This window comes from Porphyromonas somerae DSM 23386 (assembly GCF_000372405.1).
Classification (GTDB): Bacteria; Bacteroidota; Bacteroidia; order Bacteroidales; family Porphyromonadaceae; genus Porphyromonas_A; species Porphyromonas_A somerae.
This window is the reverse complement of record NZ_AQVC01000020.1, coordinates 21,964-42,743: the sequence shown is the minus strand read 5'-3', so window position 1 is coordinate 42,743 and position 20,780 is coordinate 21,964. Positions and strand designations below refer to the sequence as shown.

Annotated in this window: 16 protein-coding genes; 6 read left to right on the top strand and 10 right to left on the bottom strand. The window is 50.1% G+C overall.

Translation table 11 applies throughout. From position 1 onward, the window contains the following. Positions 1-140: 140 nt before the first annotated feature. Positions 141-755, top strand: a complete 615-nt coding sequence (locus tag A3GK_RS0105300) for a master DNA invertase Mpi family serine-type recombinase (protein ID WP_018028435.1) — start codon at positions 141-143, stop codon at positions 753-755. Between the two features lie 91 nt (positions 756-846). Here the strand turns inward: A3GK_RS0105300 and A3GK_RS0105295 are convergent, their stop codons facing one another. From A3GK_RS0105295 to A3GK_RS0105245, 10 genes are all read right to left on the bottom strand, one after another. Further along, entirely contained in the window at positions 847-3,471 is a 2,625-nt protein-coding gene (locus tag A3GK_RS0105295; RefSeq protein ID WP_018028434.1) for a zinc-dependent metalloprotease, read from the bottom strand. Then, positions 3,471-5,972 carry a zinc-dependent metalloprotease gene (locus tag A3GK_RS0105290; protein WP_018028433.1) on the bottom strand — a complete coding sequence of 834 codons (2,502 nt, stop codon included), beginning with the start codon at positions 5,970-5,972 and terminating at the stop codon, positions 3,471-3,473. The genes A3GK_RS0105295 and A3GK_RS0105290 overlap by 1 nt, the downstream gene beginning before the upstream one ends. Before the next feature lie 28 nt (positions 5,973-6,000). Next, positions 6,001-7,434: a hypothetical protein gene (locus A3GK_RS0105285; RefSeq protein ID WP_018028432.1), complete on the bottom strand. Its 1,434-nt coding sequence runs from the start codon at positions 7,432-7,434 to the stop codon at positions 6,001-6,003. A 12-nt stretch (positions 7,435-7,446) separates the two neighbouring features. After that, positions 7,447-8,220, bottom strand: a complete 774-nt coding sequence (locus tag A3GK_RS0105280; protein WP_018028431.1) for a DUF4843 domain-containing protein — start codon at positions 8,218-8,220, stop codon at positions 7,447-7,449. A 10-nt stretch (positions 8,221-8,230) separates the two neighbouring features. Further along, positions 8,231-9,712 (bottom strand): RagB/SusD family nutrient uptake outer membrane protein, encoded by a 1,482-nt coding sequence (locus tag A3GK_RS0105275; protein WP_244860726.1) that lies wholly within the window; start codon positions 9,710-9,712, stop codon positions 8,231-8,233. A 15-nt stretch (positions 9,713-9,727) separates the two neighbouring features. Next, positions 9,728-12,784, bottom strand: coding sequence for a SusC/RagA family TonB-linked outer membrane protein (locus tag A3GK_RS0105270; RefSeq protein WP_018028429.1), 3,057 nt, complete (start codon positions 12,782-12,784; stop codon positions 9,728-9,730). Between the two features lie 316 nt (positions 12,785-13,100). Then, on the bottom strand, positions 13,101-13,877 hold the full coding sequence (gene truA, locus A3GK_RS0105260; RefSeq protein ID WP_018028427.1) for a tRNA pseudouridine(38-40) synthase TruA: 777 nt from the start codon (positions 13,875-13,877) through the stop codon (positions 13,101-13,103). Next, entirely contained in the window at positions 13,870-14,346 is a 477-nt protein-coding gene (locus A3GK_RS0105255) for a 23S rRNA (pseudouridine(1915)-N(3))-methyltransferase RlmH (protein ID WP_018028426.1), read from the bottom strand. Before A3GK_RS0105255 ends, truA begins: the two co-directional genes overlap by 8 nt. Continuing rightward, complete coding sequence (locus A3GK_RS0105250) at positions 14,346-15,317, bottom strand: endonuclease/exonuclease/phosphatase family protein (protein WP_155799440.1); 972 nt, start codon at positions 15,315-15,317, stop codon at positions 14,346-14,348. Before A3GK_RS0105250 ends, A3GK_RS0105255 begins: the two co-directional genes overlap by 1 nt. Before the next feature lie 136 nt (positions 15,318-15,453). Then, a complete protein-coding gene (locus A3GK_RS0105245; protein WP_018028424.1) occupies positions 15,454-16,920 on the bottom strand; it encodes an aminoacyl-histidine dipeptidase in 1,467 nt (488 codons plus the stop codon). Positions 16,921-17,080: 160 nt separating this feature from the next. On the opposite strand from A3GK_RS0105245, the gene A3GK_RS0105240 reads away from it, so the two are divergent. The 5 genes from A3GK_RS0105240 (at position 17,081) to A3GK_RS0105215 (ending at position 20,765) form a co-directional block, all read left to right on the top strand. Beyond that, entirely contained in the window at positions 17,081-17,305 is a 225-nt protein-coding gene (locus A3GK_RS0105240) for a hypothetical protein (protein WP_018028423.1), read from the top strand. Positions 17,306-17,335: 30 nt separating this feature from the next. Then, entirely contained in the window at positions 17,336-17,971 is a 636-nt protein-coding gene (locus tag A3GK_RS0105235) for an OmpH family outer membrane protein (protein WP_018028422.1), read from the top strand. 312 nt (positions 17,972-18,283) lie between these two features. Continuing rightward, the gene (queF, locus tag A3GK_RS0105230; protein ID WP_018028421.1) at positions 18,284-18,760 is read left to right on the top strand and encodes a preQ(1) synthase; all 477 of its coding nucleotides are present in this window, start codon (positions 18,284-18,286) and stop codon (positions 18,758-18,760) included. Between the two features lie 685 nt (positions 18,761-19,445). Continuing rightward, the gene (locus tag A3GK_RS0105220) at positions 19,446-19,856 is read left to right on the top strand and encodes a SoxR reducing system RseC family protein (protein ID WP_018028419.1); all 411 of its coding nucleotides are present in this window, start codon (positions 19,446-19,448) and stop codon (positions 19,854-19,856) included. 57 nt (positions 19,857-19,913) lie between these two features. Then, positions 19,914-20,765, top strand: a complete 852-nt coding sequence (locus A3GK_RS0105215) for a Fe-S cluster domain-containing protein (RefSeq protein ID WP_018028418.1) — start codon at positions 19,914-19,916, stop codon at positions 20,763-20,765. The last annotated feature ends 15 nt before the right edge of the window (positions 20,766-20,780 follow it).

Genomic DNA, 20,780 nt, shown 5'->3' with positions numbered 1-20,780 from the left:
AGGTGCGAAAATCACAGAGAGAGCCTCTTTGCTTAAGGTAAACGCTCTTTTGCGGCATCCAAATATTTGTGGTTCATTTTACTGAATGCCCGAAAGACTATATTTGTTGTATTTGTTCATTAATATATATTTATTACATTATGATCTACGGTTACATAAGGGTAAGTAGCGACAAGCAAACGGTGGAAAACCAGAGATTTGAAATCAACAACTTCTGCAAGAATAAGGACTTGAAAATCGATGGTTGGATAGAAGAGACCATCTCGGGTACAAAGGCGTATACCAAACGTCAACTAGGTAAACTCCTCAACAAGGTGCAGAAGGATGATCTAATTATCTGCGCTGAGCTCTCTCGTTTAGGAAGGAATCTATTCATGATTATGGAAATACTCAATATCTGTATGAACAAGGAGTGTCGCGTATGGACGATAAAGGATAATTATCGACTTGGGGAAGATATACAAAGCAAGGTATTGGCTTTTGCTTTCGGGCTATCAGCTGAAATAGAAAGGAACCTTATCAGCCAACGAACGAAGGAGGCATTAGCTCGAAAGAAGGCTGAAGGTGTGGTTTTAGGACGTCCTAAAGGGCGTAAAACCGACCCTAGAAAGCACAAGTTGTATCATAAGAAAGCTCTTATACGAGGACTTTTAGAAGAAGGGCTCTCCAAAAGAAAGATCGCCGAGATTTGTAAGGTCAATAGAAATACTTTGGCATCTTTTATCAATAATCAGATGGACAGTGAGGCGTTGTAAATAGGTGCTTGAGCGTTTTCTTTTTACAATAAAAAAGCGAGGCATCTTTTGGGAGATGCCTCGCTTCGCAGTTGGTTGTATGTAGGGATGACTACTTCTCGAGCCTGCGATTAATGGTGTTGAGGAGTAGCTTGTAGTGGGCTTTGAGGGTAGGGTCGCTGGTGGTTTTTGTGACCTTCTCAAGTAGCTTTCTCACCTTGATGGTATAGTCGAGGGTATAGTCGGTGGTGAGGTTGACTGCCTGTGCCCATAGGTGGTCCACCATACCGTAGTCATTGCCAAATCCGAGGAGTTGGATGGATGTTCCCTCACACTCGGTATGTGGGCAAATGGGGCGTAGGTGGGGGTAGTTTTGGTCAAATTGAAGTGCTAGGTCGTCACCCCCTTTAAAGCCTACCGGGTAGATGTTATCTAGTGAGTAGGCCATTGCGGCCACCAGGTATCTCACGAAGATCTCCTGAAAACGCCGCTCGTAGCTACTCACTCTTTCGTCTCTACTAAGGGTCTTACGGAATACGTGTTGGTAGACGTCCTCTAGATACTCTAATGGGGAGTAGGAGGTGGGGTCGAAGTAATTGGAGATAGCTAGCTTACTGGTATTGAGCATCGCCATCTTCATGATATCGCCCTCTGCTAGTTCGAAAGGTTTCAAAGCAGCCACTTGTAGGTGTGTTGCTTGTGCCTGCTCCCCTAGCTTGCGGAAGTTGGCTACATTATTGAGTAGCCAAAGAGCTGCGGCGCGTTGCTTCTCGCGTGGTAGCACTTGGTATCGGGGTATTCCCGACTGCTCCGAAGATTGGGTGAGTATCACGCCAGGGACAAATGCAAAGATGTTATTGTAATAACCGTAGGCCTGTCCTAGGATCTGCTCATAGAGGTCGTTGCGGTGGTCGGCATCGGGGTCGTCTTGGATCCACTCATCGAGGTGGCTGAGGATGTACTGTAGGTTGCGTAGCCCTAGCTCACCTGCCTTTACAGGGTCATCGCTGAGGTCCTCCTCAATCGCTGAGGGGTCTAGGCGAAGTCCCAATTGCTGTGCACCGTACTTATAGAGGCGGTTGCTCTCGTGCTTTGCTACAAACTTTTGCAGTGCTTTGCTCTCCTTGATAAAGTCGCCACCTAGCTCAGGGAACACCTTGTATCCCCACTCAATGGCGTAGTAGTCGTAGACACCTAAGAAGGGAGGATTGAGGTTGACCCCTTTGTCTTCGGGCTGTGCCACGTAGTTCCAGCGGGCATAGTCCATGATACTGGGGGTGGTACCGTACTTCTTGGTGAATTCGGGAGAGCGGAGTTGCTCTACCGTGTAGGCACTTGAAGCGGCCATATTGTGCATCAGCCCAAGGGTATGCCCTATCTCGTGTGCGATCACATACTCTAGTGCTTCCATAAATCGGTCGTCGGGAAGCGTTTTGGTGCGTACGGTAGGATCGAGCTGTGCGGTCTGTACAAAGCACCAGTTGTTGAGGGTCTTGATCACATTGCTATAGACCATCACCGAGGCATTGATGATCTCCCCTGTGCGGGGGTCATACCACGATGGACCCATAGCATTCTCAATCCCTACAGGGATGTAGCGGATGCAAGAGTACTTGATATTATCTGGGTCGAACTGTGGGTCGTCCTTTGGGAAGTCCCTTACCTGCACTACATCCTTGAGCCCAATTCGCTCAAAGGCTTTATTCCACCTGAGCACCCCTGCCTTGATAGCGGCACGCCATCGCTCGGGGAAGGTATCCTCTATGTAGTAGACGATTGGTTTCTTTACCTCCGATAGACCGCCCTGGGCAATCACCTCGGGGTGGAGTGGCTCTACCCTCCAGCGTCGTGCAAAGGTAGCTGGCTCTATCTGACCGCTCTCGGTGTGTAGGATGTTTTTCTCCGTGAGGAAGTAGCCGATACGGGTATCGCTTAGTCGCGGTATCATCGGCTCCTCGGGGAGCTCTACAATGGAGTAGGTGAGGCGATAGGTGACGGGGTAATCCTTGAGGGCGGTACCCCTCTGATTGGCTAGCGATACCATAGCTGAGCGCTCAACGGTTACGACGGCATTATTTTCAAAAGACTTGATCTGATCGATGTAGGATAGTCCTGAATTGGGGCTAGAGGAGAGCCGGTAGGAGCCGACGTTGCTTACCAAGCCATCAAAGAAACGCTGCTCTTTGAGGAAGAAGTCGGTCACCTCAAAAAGCAAGCTGGTGCTATCCGTTGCATAACCGACCAACTTAAAGGTGTGGAGAGTGACATTGGTGTAGCTCCCCTTTACCTCCTCCAGAAGGTGCTGGCTGGCTTGGTCGAGCATCAGGTCGTTATTCACCACCTCCATGGTGATGAGGCTATCCTTCTGCACAAATTGGATAGGGATGGGACCATTATTCTTAAAGCCTGGGAGCGCGAGCTGTGGATTGGAAACGTCGGTGACGGTAGCGGCCATCAGCATCTCCTTTTGTAGCTGCTCCACGGGTAGTTCAATATAGAGTCTTTGCTCCTTTTGATGTAGCTTTAGGAACTCTCCTTGGCTACTCTTGGGCTTATCCTTTTCAAAGAAACGCTCATAGGGGCTCAGCTTACTTTCACGCTCCTTCTCCTCACGTTGTTCCTTAGCAAAGGTACGCTTGGACTTGAGCCACTGTGCCGAGACCTCTGGGCCCCCTAGCAGAAAGAGAAGCATCAATAGGAGGGGGAGCCTAGAGTGCTGTATCATATTACTTTTCATTACTTTCCTTCAAGTGCTTTCTTAGTCTTGAATACCATTACGGAGTAGTGCGCTTTGGCCTCGGCCGACTTTGCCTCTTTCGCTGCGCGCTCTAGCTGAGGGAGTAGCTTCTCTAGGGCAATCATAAAGTGGAGCCCCGACTCGTCGATATCCTCTAGCCGGATCATAGGGTAGGGGCTACGCTGTGGGTCGCCAAAGGAGGTAAGGGTAGGGGTATTTTCCTCCTTGAGTGCAGCAGGAATCATCTTGGTAGGGATCGTGGTGCCACTCACCTCTGCCTTGCCTAGGTTGATAAAGCCACGCTGTAGCAAGATCTCGGCGTGCGTGGGGTCGCGATGCTCGCGGATGTTCCGAAAGACCTCTTGGCTCATATCGGCAAACCACTCTGCCTGAGAGTAGCTTCCTGGTACGATGTGGGAGGAGGTAAGCACTCTCATGCGGGTGTTGTAGAGATCGTTGATGAGGAATTCGAAGAGCTGGTCGTAGTAGCTGATGCGGATATTGCTCATGCGCTCTAGATCTTGATTGCCATAGCTCTTAAATTCCTTGATTCTATCTACGCACCAACGGAGGGAGCTTCGCTGTACCTCTTTAGGGAGCACGGTGTAGAGTGGGGTCTCCTTGGTGGGCTTTGCAGGATTGACCTGTATGCCACCGATCTGATGCATCACGTTTTTGAGGAGCTGATGAAATTGCTGTGCTATCACCAGGTCCAGTGCATCCTTCTTTCGGCTATCCTCATCATCTTTGATCCATGCAGGGAAGTTGTGAGAGATCTGCTGAAGGTTTTTAATCGCCAAGGTGCTGCTCTCGATCGGGTCGTCGCCAAGGTCATTGGCAATCACCCGTGGGTCAAAGGCATAGCTCTGCTCTGGAAGGTACTGGTAGATACGTTCTTGGCTCTTCTTATCGACCATTGCTTGGAGCACTTCGGAATCTTTATTGGTATCGCCATGGTGCTCGGGGAAGTAGCGATAAAGCCATTCCACTACATACTTATCATAAGGACCTACCTGTGGGAGGACAAAGGGAACCCGATCCTCGGGCTGAGCTACGTAATTGAGCCTTACGTAGTCCATAATACTGGGTGAGATACCGTGCTTAGCAACAAATGCAGGGTCTCGTAGGTCTTTGGTGCGATAAGCACTAGAGGCAAGCATATTGTGCTGCAGCCCTAGTATATGCCCTATCTCGTGCGCAATTGCCATGGTGAGCATGGCATCACGACGCTCTTTTGGAAGGGGGGTATTACGAATGGAAGGATCTACCAATGCCGATTGCGTAAAGTACCACTTGTAGAATAGCTTCTCGATATTATTGGAGACAAGAAGGCTCGAGGCAATGATCTCTCCCGTGCGAGGATCCACCCACGAAGGGGCATAAATCTCTTCATCTCCATTGGGGATATATCGGATGCAGGAGTACTTAAGGTTGTCGGGATCAAAGTCGGGTACATCAGTCGGGTAGTCTACCACGCGAAGGGCATCCTTGAATCCTGCCTGTGCTAGTGCCCCTTGCCATTGTAGCACCCCCTGTCGGATGGGTTCTTTCCAATCTTCGGGGAAGGTGGGGTCTAGGTAGAGCACGATTGGCTCTATCGGAGCTACTAACTCGCCACGCTGATAGGCCTCTAGGTCGCGGGGAATCAGGCGATACCTATTGGCAAGGTAGAGGCTCGAGGACTTATCGAGGTCGGGGCGGAACTGTAGTTTGGTAGTGGTGTAGGTGCCTACCCGTGTATCGGCGACCCTTACCGGCATGGCCTCTTTGGGAAGCTTAATGAGGGTAAAGGTGGCCTCTACAGTGGTGGGCATATCACTTGCCACAGAGACCATTCCCAGCATGGTGGCAGAGAGCTTGTAATTGAGCTCCACGCGTACTTGGACGTTATCCTCAAAGGAGCTCAGTGATTTGATAAAAGACATAGAGCTCTCGGGGGTAGCGGAAAGGGTAAATTCGCCTGAGTGCTTGGGAATGACGCTGACCAGCTTATTCTCCCGAGCTAGTAGATTGGTGGCATCGATGAGAAAAGCACTTGAGTCGGGGGCGTATGCCTCGATTGGGAAAGCCTGTACGTAGGGGTCGCGATAACTGATAGAGAGTGCCTTCTTTAGTTGTTCGTCGGCTCCCTCATCATAGACGATGGTATTGGCTTTCTTGACTACTACGGTGCTATCTCTTAGCTCAAAGCTCATCAAGAGCGGCTCCTCGCTCTTCATGCCTAGAGTGAGGATGGTGCCGTCTGAGACACTTGATAGGGCGGCACCGAGGAGTAGCTCACTCCCTAGCTCCGACTTGGGGATCTCTAGGTAGAGCTTCCCATCTTTTTTGTATAGTCCTAGGAAGCCATCAACCGCTTTCTCTACCTTGTCATCCTTAAATACTTTGGCGTACTTCTCCTCCTTGCGCTTCTTTCCACCAGCAGACACTTCAGTGGGATTGCCCCACAGAAGTGCTACTGATAGAAGAAGAGCCGTAAGGACTCTTATCTCCTTTGTCATTACTCTTTACTCTGTGTATGTTTGTATTTTATAGATTGGTTGGGTTGTCCTCTCTGAGTGCTATCTTCACGATCTTGGCTTGAAGATCGCTCCACTCCATATCCATCTTGTGACTCTCAAGGTCTATACGCTGAATCGTCGACTTTGAGCCATCGGTAAGGGCTACATAGAGATACTTACTCTCTTTATCTACCTTCATATCCACCACCTTTTGCCCGGCAGGGGTCTTGAGAAGTGGTGAGCTTTGGTAATTGCCCTCAGATACGATGCTGTACCCATAGATATCTTTCCCCTCAGGGTCGGTGTAATAAATCAGGTTACGAAGTGAAGCAGCCACTAGGATACTCCCTTTTGCTAGCTTGACATTTGTAGGTACTATTCCAGAGTAGGTAAGCTCCTTGTCGTGGTTATACTTCTTACCCGCCTTATACAGACCCGGCTTGAGCTTTAGCTCCTTAATAGAACCGTCGCTCTTTGAGCGGAGGTAAAGGACCATCTGCTGCGATTGGTCGAGCGACAGCATCTCTAGTAGCTCATAACCCTTGGTCTCATCCTTGAACCACACCTCAGCCTTTTTGTGTTTAGCTAGGAGGACTTCATTTTGATTGTCGTACACTAGATAACCATCGGTAGAAGCCTCACCCACCTTTCTCCAATAAAGTAGTCTTGGAGCGAGATAAGGCTCTTGCCCAAACTCTTTCTTGGTTAATGGGGTCAGCACTTTTCGATAGTCTTGATTATTAACGGAAAGAAGTACCGCATCCATAATGCCAAAGCGCCCATTGTAGAAAAAAGGACCTAGCTTATCATTAGGGTCGCCCATTAAGCCTACCACGTCTGTGGAGAGCTTCAGTGGCTTTAAAAACCTCATCTCGTCGGGGCTGAAGCTATATAGATTCTTGCCGGCGGCGAGGAGAAAGCCTTTGTAGCCATACTTCTCATTGGCATAAAAGGCAAGGTCGTGAGGCTCTCCCTCGAAAGTCTCTTTGGGATTGTTGAGAGCTAGTGAGTTGAGGTCGATATCCTCCTTGGGCTGAAGCGGGTCAATATACCCTACTTTTGCCTCTGAAGCATCACCCCAAAGGAAGTAAATCCCCTTGCGGTACCGGTACTGTACATCGATTTGGCTCGTGAAGAAGAGTGTAGTCTCTCCATTGGTTACCTTAAGGCGTACAGGGAAGATACCGAATTCATTGCAGGGATATACCAGGTCTTTCTCCTTTGAGACCTCTTTGTAATTGACTTCCCATGAGTAGGTGAGTGGCTTCTCAACCCCCTTCATCTCTATCTCTGGGCAAGGGATAGTCAGGGGTAGCCCCTGACCTCTTCGGTAGATCTCTTGTAGCTCTCCTTTGGGAACAAGCTCTGTGATGGCCACGTCTGCTTCGGTGCTGTGATCCTTAAAGCAGGAGGAGAGTGCTAGCATACTAGCTAGGGCGATTAAAATATATCTTTTGCTCATATCGTTGACTGTTTATTCTACAAATGTTAGGTAGGCAGATGGATCTGGAATGGGAGGAACCTCTAGCTCGGGGTGAGCTAGGAAGTAATCGCGTACATTCTTGATGTTGAGCATCCACTCGGCAAACTTTGCACCAAAGTTCTCGTCGGCCCAAAACTTATTCTCATCGTGGTCATAAGCCTCTAATAGCTTGATGTACTTGAGTGTGTGATAGTCTCCAAGGTAATATGGTCCCAAGTAGATCCAGGGGGAAGGGATAGCTAAGTAGTTATTGAAGGTGATGGTGTATTGGTTTTGCTTTTCAAAGGCAACCTGTAGATCCGTGGTCCCCTCTAACTTAATAGTAAGCTGTACAGGCTCTTCGACTTCGGCAGATAGTTCACTACGAAGTAACTCGATACGGAGAGTATCGGTGTACTCACCAGCTCTAAACTGGTAGCTCTCCTTGAGTGGGGTGAAGTGCTTGCCAGCCTCTGCAGTGGTCTTATCTTTTACGATAGTGACCTTGTAGCTACGAGCCTGCTCCGACTTATCCCCAAGTACACGGAGAGGTATTTTCACCTCGTGAGATTGCTCCTCTAGCGGATTAGGGCCAAAGGAGTAATTGATGAGGGTATCTGCTTTGGTCTGTTGGTCAAAGTATATTTTACCCTCACCGTGGTATGCACCATCGGTGGATATCCCTAGCTCATCGGTCTTTTGTGACAAGGGAGTGGAGCAACCACCTAGTAGTAGGCCCCCTGTGGCACCGATGATTAGTAGTGACTTATATAATGTACTTTTCATATGCTTATATTTACTTGCTTACGTTACCAAACTCTTTTTCGCTCTCTGACCATGGTAGCACAAAGATCTCCTCTGATGGCTCAAAACTCTGATTGCTACTGTGAGCTAAGATAGGTAGGTTGTAGAGCTTATAGGCAAAGAAGATCTGTCCTTCGCCTGGCATCTCACGCATCCGCTCCCGTAGCATCTCCTGGATATAGTTTTCCTTGGTGTCCAAAGAGTTGTCTGTAATGGGCTCTAACCCACGGCTAGCACGTACTTCATTAAGTAGCTTGATGGACTCTTCCTTATTGGTGTCGTACAGGCTCTCCGAGAGGATGTAGTACATCTCAGGCAGACGTATCAGAGGGATGCCCCTGAAGGTCTTTTGAGTCAATTCGTTTTCAGACTCTATAAGTCGGGTATAGACAAAGGTGCCTCTGCTCTCCTCCTTGTAGAAGGCTGCATAACGATGATCGGTATTGGTGGCGGTAAACTTATCGGTCTCGTAGAGAGCCTTAAGGTCTTTACGTGCCTCGGTAAAGTTGCCCGACTGAGGGTTGGTGAGGAATAGGTCGTAGATATTCTGTGCCTGCTTATCGGCATAGATACCAAAGAGTATCTCCCCTGTGCCTGGGAAGTTCTTGATATTCTTAAACTCATTGGGCTTGGTCAGAGCTAGCCCTTTCACCTCCCCAGATTCGTCACTACCTACCACATCGGCATTAATGACCTTTCGGGCATACTCTGCAGCCTTGGTCTTGTCGCCCATAGTGTAGTAGACACGCGCCTTCAATGCCATCACAGCATACTTATTCAGCTCCGAATAGCGCTCATCATAATAGGGGTCTTTCGATAGACCGAGTGGTGCATTGAGGGTATTATCCTTCTGCAAAAGGGTCTCCGCTTTGTCGAGGTCGGCAAGGATATTCTTGTAGACCCCTTCAATATCAAAGAGTTCCTTATTATTTTGGTCAGCCTCAAAGGCGTAGGGGATACCACTCTTGCCACTGCGGTCGGCATACCTTACGCAGAATAGGCGGACAAGATCAAAGTGAAGGAAGGCACGCAGTGCATAGGCTTCACCCTTGATGATATCCATAGTTTCACCTGTGAGGTCGGTCGTCTCGGCATGCTTGATAATCAGATTGACCGCGGCGATAGTGGAATATTGCGAAGCCCATATATTATCTATGATAGGGCGGACATTAAGGTTAGTGTACTCATACTTGGTGATCTCGTTGTCGAGATTGGCGGTGTTGATGTACTTAAACATCTGACCTAACTTGTCCACAAATCCATAGGAGAGGTTCTCACCATAGAGTGCCTGATCACCCATCAATGCATAAACTCCATAGAGGGCATCTTTGAATCCTTGCTCGTCGCTAAACTGTACATCCTCTGGCAAAGTTCCCTTGGGTTGGACGTCGAGAAACTTATTGCAGCTCACAAGGCTACCAGAAAGTAGTAGCAGAGTGGTGACGAATAGGTATATATTATTCTTTTTCATCATTCGATCCTAACTTCATTAAAGGGTAAAACGTATGGTCATCTCCACCGACCTAGCATAAGGGTACGATAGTCCACGCTCCTGCTTGATGCTAGAGTAGTGGAAAATATCATTCGCCATCAGCTCGAGGCGTAGATTGCGGATATTGAAGTACTTAAGGTCAATAGGCTTAAAGTCGTAAGCCAGTGAGAGCGTACTGAGCTCTAGGAAGTTGTGCACCGACACAAAGCGAGTGGTCTGCATAGGTACCGTAGAGTCAGCAATATCTTTGTACGAAGCCTTATCGCCAGGCTTTGTCCAGCGGTCGTTGAAGACACGCTCATCGGCATTCTTCTTAGGGTCGGCTCCCTCTACTCGGCTAGCGAGAGTGGTATTGTAGTCCATAGCTCCTAGCTGGTACCTCAGACCTGCAGTGAGTGAGAAACCTTTGTAGGTGAGGTAAGAGCTCATCATACCCGATACCACAGGGCTGGTGTCACCCACAGTGATCTTATCCCTTGGGTCATAATCAAAGGTGAGTGAACCATCTCGCTTGATGTAGATCTCCTTACCTGTAGCAGGATCAATACCGGCCGAAGGTACCACCTTTAGTGTAGATAGCGACTCACCCTCCACGTAGATAGGCAGTGGCTTGCCAGCCTCATTCTTCTCCATATTCTTCTCGTTTTGAGCCTTCAGTGCATTACTGATCTTGCGGATCTTATTGCGGTTGTGCGAAGCGGTTAGAGAAAGGGTCCAGTTCCAATCCTTAGTACGGATAGGCACCACTCTAGTGCTGAGCTCGATACCCTTATTCTCTATCTCGCCCACGTTTTGCTTAGCCGTCTGCACACCTACTGATGGGGCTTTCGTCACATCTAGAAGTAGGTTGTCGGTGATCTTCCAGTAAAGGTCGAGCGACATATCCCAGCGACCGTTGAAGATATTAAGGTCTAGTCCGAGGTTATTATTCATGGTCCGCTCCCACTTCAGATCGGGGTTGCCAATCGTGATAGGCACTGAGCCAGCTCCCTTTACATAGGTAAATCGCTCACCATACTGGTAGGTAGTAAGGGCTTGGTAGGGCGAGAAGGAGACATTTCCTAGATACCCTGTACTTACTCTTAGCTTCAGAAGGTCCACATTCACCCCCTCCATAAAGGGCTCCTTGTGGATATTCCAGCCCGCGCCTGCCGACCAGAATGGGGCGAAGCGGGTGTTCTTACCAAAGAGCGAGGATCCCTCATAGCGGTAGATAAAGTCAAGGAAGTAGCGCTCCTTGTAGATCGTATTGAGGTTGACAAAGAAGCCCACACCCGTCACGATCTCATCACTACTCACTGGGCGGCTCCCGGCACTATATCCCGAGGAGAAGCCTGGGTCGGCTAGCTTCTCAGAGAAGTAACCGATAGAGGAGTAGCTCGATAGTTGAGAGGAGCGATACTCGATGTTACTACCGCCCATCACGCTGAGGAAGAGGTCGTCAATCACATTCTTATTGTACGAAAGCAGTAGCTTCGCTGCAAAGTCGGTAGAGCGTCGGAAAGTCTCTGAGAGCCTACCCCTTTGGCTTAAGTTTTTAGTAGTAGCAAATTCGCCCGATCGTGGGGAGACGAACCTTAGGCTATTAGAGCGCCCTCTTTGGAAAGTCGCATCACCATCAATTCGAAAGTCGCCAAGCCACACACGTAGAGTTGTGGTATTGAAAAAGTCGAAGTTGCTAGAGTTGCTCTTATTCCCCACCGACGCCTCGTAGAGAGGGTTGCGGAGATTATGATTCAGGAGCTGACGCAATTCGCCAGTCTGATCGTAAGGACTATCATAGGGGTTGGCATTCACGAAACTGGTAAAGTCACCATAAGGCGAATCATAGCTATTCACAAAGCTCACACGAGCTAGATTAGAGATGAAAAATAGATTCTCACGACTGTAGGAGAGGTTAAAGGTAAAGTTAAGACGATCTCTACCAGAGCCTTTCATCACACCGGCGTCCTTACCATAGCGAAGCCCAAGGCTGTAGCGAGCGTAATCGTCACCTCCATCCACATTGATATTGTGGTTTTGAGAAACTCCCACTCTCAGTGGCTTTGCGAGCCAGTCGGTATCCACTCCTCTAGCCACTTCTGTAGCAAGAGCTGCATACTTCTTATCCAACTCATATCGGTGCTGAGGGTTTGCATCATTGTAGAGCCCTGCCAGTCTTTCGTACTCTAGCTTTTGCGATGCATTGAGAAGGTGATAGTCCGAAAGGTCGGGGAAAGAGGTACGTATCGTTCCATTGTAGCGGAGCTTCAGCTTACCACCCTCCAGTGCTCTCGTGGTGATCACAATCACACCAGCCGAGCCCTTAGCACCGTATAGTGCTGTAGCGGAGGCGTCACGAAGTACCGTCACACTCTCCACCTCGTTCATATCCATATCAAAGACAAATTCGCTCGAGACGATAGAACCATCCACCACAAAGACCGGCATATTGGCCTTCCCCTCAAAGGTGGCACGACCACGGATATTGATCTCCTGCTGTGCGTTAGGGTTAGATCCCATAGCACTATTCTCCATAGTCACCATACCAGGGACAAATGCCTCAAGGCTCTGCAGAATGTTCTTGGTGCCGATGCTCATGATCTGCTTCTTATCCACAGTTGTCTGCGAACCTGTAAAGCTGCTCTTATTCTTGGTCATGTAACCGGTAACCACCACTTCGTCAAGGAGATCCACATCCTCCTCCAACTGAATGGTGACCTCAGCGCCAGCTTTTACCTCTTGCTCTACGGTCTTAAAGCCCACGAACGAAAAGGTCATGATTACTCGTTCCTTGGTTACAGGGATCTCAAACCTACCAGAGGCATTAGTGCCCCAAGCGCCCTTCATCCCTTTGATGCGGATTCCGACACCAGGGAGAGGCTCTCCTAGGTCGTCCAAAACCACTCCCTTAACCACTTTCTTACCATCGCTCTGAAGCTCGGTTAGCTCCTCTGAAGTGGGGAGCACTGACCTACTAGCGTGTAGAGAAATAGGTAGCAATAGGAGTAGCAGACCCACTGAGAGTAGGCCCATTAGCTCACGCGGAGCATTCCATTTTGTCATTCTATTCATGTTTTAATTCTGAGTGGGTGATATGTGAATATCTTAATACTGGATTGACCCTTCTCAATGTGGCTATATTGAAAACCTACAGTGAGTTGGGAAATAATTTTACAAATATAAGAAAATTAATGCCCGATGTCAACTATTTGGCAAAAGTAATCAAGGACGACGCCTTCGTGCAACAGTCTCTACTCGGTCAAGATAATGACCTCCGCGAGGTCCTTTTCCTCGGACAAAGGCTAAAAAAGAGCACCCGAAGGGTGCGGCGTCCGACTTGTCTGACCTGTCTGACTCGTCCGATTAGGCACCCTCTCCCCCCCCCTGATTAGGTGGCTTGGAAGAGGAGGGTGCCGAAGAGGTGAGGTGGGTAGGTGACCGCTTCTAGGCGGAGGCCAGTGGCGGGAGCGGTATTGAATGGGTACTCGTCGTCGGCACGCTCCAGGATCGCCCCAAACTCCTCGGGGGTGAGGTTGCCCATTCCCACCTCTAGCAGTGTGCCTACGAGAGCCCGCACCATACTTCGGAGAAATCGGTTGGCCGTCACCTTGAAGACCCATTCCCCATCGCCTAAGTCCTGCCATTCCGCTTGGGTGACAGTGCAGAAGTGGTTGGTGACGTCGGAGTGCTTCTTGGCAAAGGAAGAGAAGTCGTGCCGACCTAGGAGCTTACTTGCAGCCCGATTCATCTGCTCAAAGTCGAGCGGAGTGGTCACCAGCGTATGGTACTTCCGCCGAAATGGGCTAGGGTAGAGGGTGAGGTAATAGCCGTAGCTCCGACTGGTGGCACTAAAACGTGCGTGAAAGTCGGGGGCAACGCTCTGCAACTTCAGAATCAATATATCGGGCGGAAGGAAGCGATTGAGCCGAAAGATCGCCTCCGGGAGTCGTTCAGCTAGCTCCTCGCTTACATCTAAGTGGGCGACCATAGAGGTGGCATGAACCCCCGTATCGGTTCGCCCCGCCCCCACCACCTTAATCGGTTGTCGGAGGATGGTCGAGAGCCGCTCCTGTAGCTCTCCCTGCACCGTGCGGCCATTGGGTTGCTCTTGCCAACCGACAAAGTCGGTGCCATCGTACTGTAGCTCAATCAGAAATCTACTCATGGTGATAAGGGTGGTTGTGGATAATCGTATAGGCTCTATAGACTTGCTCAATAAGGAAGAGTCGCACCATCTGATGATTAAAGGTGAGACTGCTCAAGGAGAGACGCTCCGGATAGGCTTGGTAGATCTCATCGGAAAAACCGTAAGGTCCACCGATCACCAGCACCAGTTTGCGTGCCACCGTCATCTGCCACCCCTCCACCATCTTAGCGAGTTGCAGGGAGGTCGGCTCCTTTCCCCGCTCATCGAGTAGCACCACCTGGTCCTGCGGACCTATCGCAGCCTTGATCAGTCGCCCCTCCTCCAGCTTCTGCTCCTCTTGGCTCAGCCGCTTTCGGTTCTTCAGGTCCGGCAGCTCCTCCACCTCTATCGGCACAAAGCGAGAGAGGCGTCTCTGGTACTCCTGCATCAGTTTCTGTATCTCCGGGCTATCCGTTTTGCCCACAAAGAGTAGTTTGATCCCTTGCATCAGTATAAGTCTATATATATAGGTAAATGGTCGGAGTAGCCCCCAGTGTAATGCGTGCCGAGGTAAGTGCGATGGAGATGCTTCCCATCCTTCGTCAGTAGCTCCGGGTGCGAAAAGATCTTCTGGCGTCGCTCCCTCAGTAGTGGCTCCTCTCCGAGAAAAAGCCCCCCTGATACGATGATTTGGTCGGGTAACCACACCTCCTTCCTAAAGCGGTGCGTCCCCTTACCCCCATTATAAAGTGGGTAGGCGAGATTGTAGAGAAAGCGCTGCTTAGGTTGGGTGTTGTGCTCAATACCCCCCGCTCTGAGTGCCCGTCGCATCGAGGGGTCAGAGGGGTTGTCATTAAAGTCACCCATCACCACTACATAGCGGCTAGGATCCTCCTCCAGCAGATGGTCGATGAGCTTCCGCACCTTGGCATTCACCCGCTCCCGCTTCCGCGAAGTAGCTCGTACCCCTCCGCGTCGGCTCGGGTTGTGCATCACAAATAGCTCCAGCTTTCGCTCTGTAGCTCTGTGCTCCAGCGTCACCCACAGCGTATTTCGCCCGCTTCCATCTGCCTCGCTCGGTGTGCGGGGGTCTTGACCTAGAGGGAAGCAGTCGGTCGCTCCGTAGTGCGGAATCTCGTGTGCCTCAATATAGGCAAACCGCTTTTGGTCCCATAGGAGTGCCACATCTACACCACGAGGGTCAGAGCCATTCGTCACCACATAGTCGTACGTCACTGAGCTAAGCGTCGGGTGCTTCACGAGGTCCCGTATCACATCGCTATTCTCCACCTCCACCATGCCAATCAGCGAGGGGAATCCCCACTCCCCCACATTGCTGATCACCCATGCCAGGTGCTCGCACTTGCGTCGGTACCGCCCCTCAGTCCAATGGTAGATGCCTTCGGGGGTAAAGGCATCATCATCGGTGAGTGGGTCATCAATCGTATCGAATAGATTTTCTACATTATAAAACATCATACGCCCGATCGTCTCCTTGCTATTCGTCCTCTCTTGAGCCCAAAGCAGAGGGGACGTAAAAGCACTTAATAGCCACAAAGCCACCACCAGCACGAAGGCTTGTGGTGGCTTTGGATAGCTAATTGTAAATATCGGTTTACGCCTTGCGTGGTGCATTCTTGAGGATCGCTAGCAGATGCTTCCACCACATCTCTACCGTCTTCAGCTCCAGACGCTCCTCAGGGGAGTGTACATCACGCATCGTAGGACCAAAGGAGAGCATATCTAGGTGTGGGTACTTCTCCTTGAAGAGACCGCACTCCAGACCGGCGTGGATCGCCATGATCTTTGGATCCTTGCCGAATAGGTCGTTGTAAGTTCTCTTTGCTACCTCCATAATCTCCGACTCAGGGTTAGGCTCCCAACCTGGATATCCGTCACGCTCCGATACATAAGCACCCGAGAGGTCAAATACCGCAGTCACCATATCCCCTACCATACGCTTAGCACTCTCTACCGAGCTACGCTGGCTAGTCTCTACATAGATTACAGGGTATCCCTCCTCACTCTCGATCATCTTTACCGAAGCGAGGTTATTAGAGGTCTCCACCAATCCCTCAATGGTGTGGCTCATGCCGAGTACGCCGTGAGGACAAGCGATCAGAGCATTGATCAGGTTGGCAGAAGTTTGAGCGTCGATGCACCACTTAGGTTGCTCCGTAGTAGAAGCACGCACCTCTACCTCTGGGTCTACCGCCTTCAGCTCATTATGAATTTCGCTAGAGAAAGTATTGATCCACGCTGCTACTGGCTCACGGTCACTTGGGTCAATACCGATCACCGCATGTGCCTCACGAGCAATCGCATTGTGGAGGTTACCGCCTTGGATACTACCCAATACATAGTCCAAATCATCAGCCAGACCATAGAGTGCACGAGCAAGGATCTTCACCGCATTGCCTCTACCTAGGTGGATATCACCACCCGAGTGACCACCTCTCAGACCGCTCACCTTGATCTCAATATAAGTGAGATTGGGGTCGGTATAGGCAGGCTCATAGTAGTACTCCGCCATGGTACCCATACCACCAGCACAGCCTACAAACATCTCCCCTTCATCCTCGCTATCGAGGTTGAGGAGGATATCGCTATCAAAGAAGCCCTTCTCCACATTCATCGCACCGGTAAGACCAGTCTCCTCATCTACAGTGAAGAGTGCCTCGATCGGACCATGCTCAATATCATCACTTGCCAATACAGCCAGCTGAGTAGCTACGCCGATACCATTGTCGGCACCCAGTGTCGTTCCCTCCGCCTTGAGCCAGCCATCCACAATCTTGGTGCGGATTGCATCCTTCTCAAAGTCAAACTCCACATCATTATTCTTCTCGCATACCATATCAATATGGCTCTGCATAATGATGCTCTTGCGGTCTTCCATCCCCTTGGTAGCCCCCTTCTTCATCACTATGTTACCCACCTTATCCTTGTGGTATTCAATATTGTGCTCCTTGGCAAAGTTCTCAAGATAAGCGATCATCTTCTCCTCCTTCTTGCTTGGGCGAGGAGTCTTGGTGATCTCATCAAAGTACTTAAAGACAATTTTTGGTTCGTGTGTTGTCATACGTCTTACGATTATATTATGATTGTTCAATAATTCATTTCAGTGGTAAAGATACCCTTTTCTCTCCTAATAGAGGAGCAGATATGTGTAAAAAGACTTAAAACCTTTGCGGCTGTTGATAAAAAACTTACCTTTGTATCCGTTAAATCTTTGAGAAATAATGATAAAGATACTACTCATAACGCTCGTAGTCGTTGCTATATGCGTCCTACTCCTTGGAGTGAGGGTCTTCTTCACCAAGCGTTGGGGCTTCCCAAATACACACGTAGAGGGCCAGCCAAAGCTTGAGGAGCAGGGGATCACCTGCCACCGCCACCAGCATAAAGATGCGGTGCGGCACCAGAATCTCTTCGACCGTGTAGCCAAGGAGGAGCGTATACAGTAGTTGCACACTTTAATTACCGATTTAGTAATAATGATGATCAAATCCAACACCCTATCAGCACTCACGCTAGCCCTCGTGCTAGCTTTGGCCACCATCAGTTGTAATAAGAGTGACCAGCAGAACCACAATCAAGCTACAGCTACCCCAGTAGGCGATAGTGCCATCGCACGTCTCCCTATAGCTTATGTAGACCTTGATAGCCTGCTCGCCAATTACAAGTATGCCAATCAAGTACAGGACGAGCTGATGCGCGAGATGGAGAGCCGCCAAGCTACTTTCAATCAAAAGCAGCGTAACTTTGAGAGCGAGGCTAGGGAGTTTCAGCGTAAGGTGGAGAATAATGCCTTCTTCGATCAAGGACGTGCACAGCGCGAGCAGGAGCGCATCATGAAGCTACAGCAGCAACTCCAAGAGCTGAGCCAAAAGCTACAGGTGGAGCTGATGCAGCTAGAGGCCGATAAGATGCAAGCCCTCTCCGACACCATCATGGCACATGTACAGCAGTACAATAACGAGGTGGGTAAGTACCAGATGATCCTGAGCAATAAGGCCCACGATAATATCCTCTGTGCCGATAAGAGCTACGACATCACCACTCAGGTGACTAAGTACCTCAACGACCGCTACACTCCTGCTAAGAAGGAGGAGACCACCGAGAAAAAGTGATAGAGGAGAATGTTGCACGAAGTGCCACATTCTCGCACATTTTGTAAAATGTGCTGAGGCTTTGCACGAGGGATGAGATGCCCGGCGCTGAGGGCAAGGTGCACGTAGGGCACCAGGCACACACAAAAGGATGAGGCCGAAGGGAGCGTACTCACGTACGTGACCGAGACCGAATTCCGAAAGCAACGCAGCAGATCGCACTCGTGCAATAGTCTCAAAGAGAAAAGAGAGGAGATCTCCACTATAAAGTTACAAGGAGCCACACCTCAACATGCCAACTGAGGTGTGGCTCTATATATGTTGAATCAGTATATGAAAGAGCAAGCAACAGAGCAAGAGCTACGCCAATCCCTCTCCCTACTCGGGAGTGGCAGCACCAAATACCCTACAGAGTACGATCCTACCGTTCTGGAAACCTTCGAGAATAGGCACCCTGGGCGAGACTACTGGGTGAAGTTCAATTGCCCAGAGTTTACCAGCCTTTGCCCCATCACCCACCAACCCGACTTTGCCGAGATCATCATCTCCTACATCCCTGATATCAAGATGGTGGAGAGTAAGAGCCTCAAACTCTACCTCTTTAGCTACCGAAACCATGGCGACTTCCACGAGAATTGCGTCAACGTCATCCTCGACGACCTCGTAGAGCTAATGGACCCACGCTATATCGAAGTAACCGGTATCTTCACCCCACGAGGAGGCATCTCCATCCACCCCTACGCCAATTACGGTCGCCCTGGCACCAAGTTCGAGCAGCTCGCCCTCGACCGCCTCGCCAACCACCAGTAACCCCTATGCTGGGGGTGCCTAGTCGGGGGGCACCTTATCGGACAGGTCGGACAGGTCGGACAATCCCCTATCTACCCCCATCTAGTGCGACGTCCGACCTGTCTGACTTGTCCGATCTGTCCGACTTGTCCGATAAGACGCCCCCGATAAAGATCCCCATCTTCCCGAGGGGTTTTCTTCTCAATAAACACACCCATAGATTTTCTCCTTGGAGCAGGGCAAAAGTTGAGTTGCAACTAAGCGATCGGCGAGTTGCAACTAAGCAAACGGCGAGATGCAACAAAGCAATTGCTTAGTTGCAACTCAGTTTTTGCTCAGATGAGCGTCCTGATTATCAGAGAGTTACAAATGCCCTCCTCCGACCGTTTTCCCGCCACCTCCAATAGTTGGTTTCCTCATCGGACGAGTCGGACAAGTCAGACAGGTCGGACAATCCCCTATCTCCCCCTATTCGGTGCGGCGTCCGACTTGTCCGATCAGGCACCCTAGGTAGGGCTCTTTGAGGTGCTTTTGGGGTAATTACGGAAATCATTCGTCATTGTATTTTAGGAGGCGTTGTATTTTTTTTGTACTTTTGCTACAGTTTGGTCATAAAGGAAGCTGAACCCTCTACTCACCGACCCTGTAGAGGAGAGATAAAAAGGCTACTCGACTTAACAACAACCTATAACGACACACCTACATTATGGACTGCAAAGAGGGGACAATTAGTCAGATAAAGGACGACAGGATCGTGGTGCTCATAGAGCGTCGCTCGGCCTGTAGCACTTGCCACGCTCGTGGCGCTTGTCTCTCTTCGGATAAGGATGAACAGTTGATTGAGGTCTCGGATTACCCCCTCGGAGTTCAGGTGGGTGATCGGGTTCGCTTGATCCCAGCTAAGGGGGGGAGCCCTCTGAAGGCGGTGCTCTTTGCCTTTGTGATACCGATTATCCTCTTGGCAGTGCTTTCCATCGGGATGAATATGGCGGGGGTGAGAGAAGAGATCCTATTGGTATCGCTTGTGGGGGTGCTTTTGCTTTATGCGGGGCTCCTGAAGTTGTTGGGTGGCTATTTCGACCAGACGTTTAAGCTCCGTGCGGAGTTGGTGAAGTGAATGTATGGTGGCGGTAGTATGCCACAGCGAATTATATATATCAATAAGCAATAAGTTATGATAGTGACGATTCTGTTCCTTGCCATTGTAGGTGCCCTTGCAGCCCTGCTTCTCTTTGTGGTCTCTAAGAAGTTCCACGTAGAGGAGGATGCTCGTATTGAGCTGGTGAATGAGGCGCTCCCTGGTGCTAACTGTGGAGGGTGTGGCTATCCTGGCTGCTCTGGCTTTGCACGTGCCTGTGTGGAAGCGGAGTCGATGGAGGGGCTATTTTGTACCGTAGGTGGTAATGATACGATGCTCAAGGTGGCCGACATCTTGGGGCGTACTGCGGTAGAGGCGGAGCCCCAATTGGCGGTGGTGAGATGCAATGGTACCTGCGATGCCCGCCCCAAGGTCAATCAGTACGATGGAGCTAGTAGCTGTGCGATAGCAGCAGCGACCTATGGCGGTGAGACGGGCTGTACCTTTGGCTGTCTCGGCCTAGGCGATTGTACTCTGGCGTGTGGCTTTGATGCGATCAAGATGAATCCGCTTACGGGACTGCCTGAGGTGGATGAGGAGCGTTGTACTGCCTGCGGCGCCTGTGTGAAGGCTTGCCCAAAGATGATTATTGAACTCCGCAAGAAGGGACCTAAGGGCCGCCGTGTCTTTGTCTCTTGCGTGAATAAGGAGAAGGGTGGTGTGGCTAAGAAGGCGTGTGATAATGCCTGTATCGGCTGCTCGAAGTGCTTCAAGGAGTGTAAGTTTGAAGCGATCACCATTGCTAATAACCTTGCTTATATTGATCCCAATAAGTGCCGTCTCTGCCGCAAGTGTGTAGAGGCGTGCCCTACTGGAGCGATCCACGAGATCAATTTCCCTCCCCGCAAACCTAAAGCGGAGCCTGTAGTGGAGGCAGCGGAGGCGTGATCAGTACGAAATATA

Bases quoted from the DNA above. Each gene is read 5' to 3' on its own strand.
- A3GK_RS0105300 (WP_018028435.1), top strand. From the start codon at position 141: ATGATCTACGGTTACATAAGGGTAAGTAGCGACAAGCAAACGGTGGAA.
- A3GK_RS0105295 (WP_018028434.1), bottom strand. From the start codon at position 3,471: ATGAAAAGTAATATGATACAGCACTCTAGGCTCCCCCTCCTATTGATG.
- A3GK_RS0105290 (WP_018028433.1), bottom strand. From the start codon at position 5,972: ATGACAAAGGAGATAAGAGTCCTTACGGCTCTTCTTCTATCAGTAGCA.
- A3GK_RS0105285 (WP_018028432.1), bottom strand. From the start codon at position 7,434: ATGAGCAAAAGATATATTTTAATCGCCCTAGCTAGTATGCTAGCACTC.
- A3GK_RS0105280 (WP_018028431.1), bottom strand. From the start codon at position 8,220: ATGAAAAGTACATTATATAAGTCACTACTAATCATCGGTGCCACAGGG.
- A3GK_RS0105275 (WP_244860726.1), bottom strand. From the start codon at position 9,712: ATGATGAAAAAGAATAATATATACCTATTCGTCACCACTCTGCTACTA.
- A3GK_RS0105270 (WP_018028429.1), bottom strand. From the start codon at position 12,784: ATGAATAGAATGACAAAATGGAATGCTCCGCGTGAGCTAATGGGCCTA.
- truA (WP_018028427.1), bottom strand. From the start codon at position 13,877: ATGAGTAGATTTCTGATTGAGCTACAGTACGATGGCACCGACTTTGTC.
- A3GK_RS0105255 (WP_018028426.1), bottom strand. From the start codon at position 14,346: ATGCAAGGGATCAAACTACTCTTTGTGGGCAAAACGGATAGCCCGGAG.
- A3GK_RS0105250 (WP_155799440.1), bottom strand. From the start codon at position 15,317: ATGATGTTTTATAATGTAGAAAATCTATTCGATACGATTGATGACCCA.
- A3GK_RS0105245 (WP_018028424.1), bottom strand. From the start codon at position 16,920: ATGACAACACACGAACCAAAAATTGTCTTTAAGTACTTTGATGAGATC.
- A3GK_RS0105240 (WP_018028423.1), top strand. From the start codon at position 17,081: ATGATAAAGATACTACTCATAACGCTCGTAGTCGTTGCTATATGCGTC.
- A3GK_RS0105235 (WP_018028422.1), top strand. From the start codon at position 17,336: ATGATGATCAAATCCAACACCCTATCAGCACTCACGCTAGCCCTCGTG.
- queF (WP_018028421.1), top strand. From the start codon at position 18,284: ATGAAAGAGCAAGCAACAGAGCAAGAGCTACGCCAATCCCTCTCCCTA.
- A3GK_RS0105220 (WP_018028419.1), top strand. From the start codon at position 19,446: ATGGACTGCAAAGAGGGGACAATTAGTCAGATAAAGGACGACAGGATC.
- A3GK_RS0105215 (WP_018028418.1), top strand. From the start codon at position 19,914: ATGATAGTGACGATTCTGTTCCTTGCCATTGTAGGTGCCCTTGCAGCC.